This window comes from Brevundimonas sp. (genome assembly GCF_044239655.1).
In the GTDB taxonomy this organism is placed as follows: domain Bacteria; phylum Pseudomonadota; class Alphaproteobacteria; order Caulobacterales; family Caulobacteraceae; genus Brevundimonas.
In genome coordinates this window covers 1-2737 of the sequence record NZ_JBIIAY010000217.1, presented here as the reverse complement: position 1 = coordinate 2737, position 2737 = coordinate 1, and the positions used below count along the sequence as shown (strand labels likewise).

Sequence of the window (2737 nt, the reverse complement as noted above, 5' to 3'; positions counted from 1 at the left end):
CTTCCCCTTCTACATCGGCCTGCTGTTGAGCGCCGCGAGCGTGGGCAACGGCGTGTTGACCGTGGTGCGCTGGCACGCCCTGAGCATTGCATTCGTCAGCCGCAGTGCATTCAAGCAAGTGCTGTCGGTGTTCATCCCGATTGCGCTGTTCGTCGGCGCCATGCCGTTCACCGGCATTTATGTGGCCTCGGCCTGCTTCATCGCCTGGTTCATGTGGCGTGACAAGGTGCGCGCCAAGCCTTACGGCAAATGGATGATCGGCACCGTGTCCCTCGGCGCGGTGCTGGCCAGCTACCTGATTTTCGCGTTGTGGTTCAAGGTCCCGCTGGATGCCGGCCCGATGGGCGACTGGATTGCACTGGCCGGGAGAAGTTTCAAATGAGCGAATTCGATTCCCTGCTGCAAGGCATGAACCTGATCCTCACCCCGGGCCACATCGGCCTGATGGTGATCGGCGTGCTGCTGGGCATTCTGGTCGGCGTATTGCCCGGCCTCGGCGCCCCCAATGGCGTGGCGTTGTTGCTGCCGCTGACCTTCACCATGTCGCCGGTGTCGGCGATCATTTTGCTGTCGTGCATGTATTGGGGCGCGCTGTTCGGCGGTTCGATCACCTCGATTCTGTTCAACATCCCCGGTGAGCCCTCATCGGTGGCGACCACGTTCGACGGTTACCCGATGGCCCGCGAAGGTCGCGCTGCCGAAGCGTTGACGGCCGCATTCAGTTCGGCGCTGATCGGCGCGCTGGCCGGGGTGTTGCTGCTGACCTTCCTGTCGACCAAGATTGCCGCATTCGCCATGTCTTTCAGTTCGCCGGAGTTCTTCGCGGTGTACCTGTTGGCGTTCTGCACCTTCATCGGCATGAGCAAGAATCCGCCGCTGAAAACCGTGGTGGCGATGATGATTGGTTTCGCCATGGCCGCCGTGGGCATGGACACTGTCTCCGGCAACCTGCGCCTGACCTTCGACCAGCCCGCGTTGATGACGGGCATCAGCTTCGAGGTGGCCGTGATCGGCTTGTTCGGGATCGGCGAAATTCTCTGCACCGTCGAGGAAGGCCTGGTGTTTCGCGGCGAGCATGCGCGCATCACGCCGATGGTCATCCTGCGCACCTGGGCCAAGTTGCCGCGTTACTGGTGGACGATCCTGCGCAGCACCCTGGTCGGTTGCTGGATGGGCATCACACCGGGTGGCCCGACGGCGGCCTCGTTCATGAGCTACAGCCTGGCGCGGCGCTTTTCGAAGAACCGCGAGAACTTCGGCAAGGGTGAACTCGAAGGCGTGATCGCCCCGGAAACCGCCGACCACGCCGCCGGCACCAGCGCCCTGCTGCCCATGCTGACCCTCGGCATTCCCGGCTCGGCCACTGCGGCGGTCATGCTCGGCGGGTTGATGATCTGGGGCCTGCATCCTGGCCCGACGTTGTTCGTCGAGCAGCACGATTTCGTCTGGGGCCTGATCGCCAGCATGTACCTCGGGAACGTGGTCAGCCTGATCGTGGTGCTGGCCACGGTGCCGCTGTTCGCCTCGATCCTGCGCATTCCGTTCTCGATCATTGCGCCGATCATCATCATGGTCTGTGCCATCGGTGCCTACTCGGTGCACAACTCGTTCGTCGACGTGGTGTTGATGCTGGGCTTCGGCGCGCTGGGTTATCTGTTCAAGAAACTCGGTTACCCGATTGCGCCGCTGGTGCTGGCGGCGGTACTGGGCGACAAGGCGGAAGATGCGTTCCGTCAGTCGATGCTGTTCTCCGACGGCCACGTGGGGATTTTCTGGTCCAACCCGTTAGTGGGCTGCCTGACCACGGCGGCGTTGCTGATGCTGTTCTGGCCGTTGATTTCCAAGGCGCTGGGCACCCTGACGGGGCTGCGCAAACCCCAGGTCGCCAAGCCTAAATCGGTGCTGTAACACGGCAATGCTGGCAACGCCTGGCATTTGTTGTCAGGCTTGCCGCAGTCCTAATTGCGAGCACGGCCCATGACCCGAATTCCTGCTGCCAATGTGATCCACAGTCGACTGCGTCTGCGCCAACTGCGGCTGATGCTGGCATTGCAGGAATTCGGCTCGTTGCGTCGCGCCGCCGACCACATCGGCATGACCCAGCCGGCAGCCACCAAGATGTTGCACGAAGCCGAGGACTTGCTCGGCGTCGAACTCTTCGAGCGTCTGCCCCGGGGCATGCGCTCGACCCCGTTCGGGGAAACCGTCATCTACTACGCGCGCATGGTGTTTGCTGAACTGAGCGGCATGCGTGAAGAACTGGTCGCGCTCGAATCCGGCAACCTTGGCCGGGTTGCGGTCGGTGCGATTCCGGCGCTGGCCTCGGGGCTGTTGACCCGCACCATCGCGACCTTGAAGCAAAGCCATCCACGCTTGTCGATGAGCATTCAGGTCGACACCAGCGACGTGCTGGTGCAGGCGCTGTTGCAGGACCAGCTGGATATCGTATTGGGCCGGATTCCGGCGGGCGCACGGGCCGAAGAGTTGCTGTTCGACAGCCTCGGCGAAGAAGCCTTGTGCGTCATCTCCGGCGCGCAGAACCCGTTGGCGAAAGAGAAAAACCTGAGCTGGGCCGAGTTGCAGAACATGACCTGGGTGCTGCAACAGCAACCGAGTCCGATGCGCGCGATCATCAATCAGGTATTCCACAATGCGCGGGTCGACATCCCCAGCAGCATCGTCGAGACCACCTCGATCATGACCTTGCTGTCCTTGATCCAGCAGACCGACATGCTGG

The 2737-nt window shown here is 62.4% G+C and carries 3 protein-coding genes; all 3 read left to right on the top strand.

All coding sequences use genetic code 11. From position 1 onward, the window contains the following. On the top strand, positions 1-382 hold a 382-nt coding region (locus ACILQR_RS16525; protein WP_395652450.1), incomplete at its 5' end, for a tripartite tricarboxylate transporter TctB family protein. Beyond that, positions 379-1908, top strand: a complete 1530-nt coding sequence (locus ACILQR_RS16520) for a tripartite tricarboxylate transporter permease (RefSeq protein ID WP_010462093.1) — start codon at positions 379-381, stop codon at positions 1906-1908. The genes ACILQR_RS16525 and ACILQR_RS16520, both read left to right, overlap by 4 nt. A 69-nt stretch (positions 1909-1977) precedes the next feature. Next, on the top strand, positions 1978-2737 hold a 760-nt coding region (locus ACILQR_RS16515; protein WP_395652449.1), incomplete at its 3' end, for a LysR family transcriptional regulator.